Below are 1237 nucleotides of genomic sequence, written 5' to 3' on the forward strand. Positions count from 1 at the left end.
CCAGCACCACCACCACCAAAACCACGCCCTGCTTTTCCTGAACTATAGGAACCTTGTCCTATCCCTCCAGCGCCACCTCTTGATGTATCACCCCCAGCATCACCTCCGTTACCGCTTGTCTTACTCGTAATTCCGCTTGTTCCAGCATAACCATTCCCGCCTTTAGCAAGTCCTAGGTGCTCATCCGTTGCCAAGCCAAAATTTCCCCCTACTCCTCCAGTACCACCACTTCCTGAATAGCAGCCAGTAACATAACCATTTCGTGAACTATAGTAACCAGCACTACCATAGTTTCCTCCTGTGGCGGTGATAAAATTCTTGCCAATGATTGTTGTTCCTCCAGACTTACCGTTTACACACTGCTTTCCCACAGAAGCTCCTCCTTTACCAATTGTGATATTCTCATGACCCTTTAAACTGGCTTTATAGCCATACCAGACTGAACAACCGGCACCACCACCTCCTCCTCCTAATCCTGACAAATAGGCTCCGCCACCACTGCCACCTCCACCCCATGCTTGGATTTCGACTTTGGTTTTATCTGTCACCCAATCGGGCCATTCAATTTTTCCATCCTGCGTATACAGCAATTCAGCATCAGCAAGAGCCGGCCAATTCGTGATTTTATCGGTCAAATCTTTTTTAAGACTCTTTATTTGTGACAAAATGGCGGCATCCACTTGCGCTTTCGTATAAACAAGATCTCCATCCACTTTTAAAGGTCCTTTCAAGGTACTTCCATTTGTGCTTAAACTTGTCACCGTTTCACCATTATGAATAAGGCTAAACGACGAATTACCCAAAAGTTCTAAGCCACCACTCATGGTGACTTTGCTGGTAAATTTATTATAATTCTGCCATTCATTTGGGCTTGTGAGGCGCCCATAGCTGGTCATATCTTGATTAATCTTGGCTCTAAAATCATCAAGCCCCACGATATCTTCCGTTTTATGTTGGTGCGCACCTAACAGGGAGACAGCACTGCCAAAGGTGAAGTTATTATTGCTTGATTTATAGAGAACATAATTGTTGGCAGCATCTTTTGCCCCCTCGATATCGCTTAAATCAGCAAATGAGAAGGTTTTATCGGCTGCCATTTTGCCATTGAGAGCGCTTTCTAGATTTGTGATTTCGCTTATGGTATGCGTGTGTTGTAAAGGCGCTTTTTCGTCTACCTTGTCCTCAACATCGGCTATTGCCTGATCAATTTTGGTCAAGTTTTCCCGCAAGATTGGGA

General features: G+C 44.9%; 1 protein-coding gene. It reads right to left on the reverse strand.

Translation table 11 applies throughout. The features are described from left to right. On the reverse strand, positions 1 to 1237 hold a 1237-nt coding region (locus ACFIK4_RS09420), incomplete at both ends, for a Bgr_08870 family protein (RefSeq protein ID WP_375675819.1).

Source organism: Bartonella sp. AP9QHHD (genome assembly GCF_042195625.1).
Lineage (GTDB): Bacteria > Pseudomonadota > Alphaproteobacteria > Rhizobiales > Rhizobiaceae > Bartonella.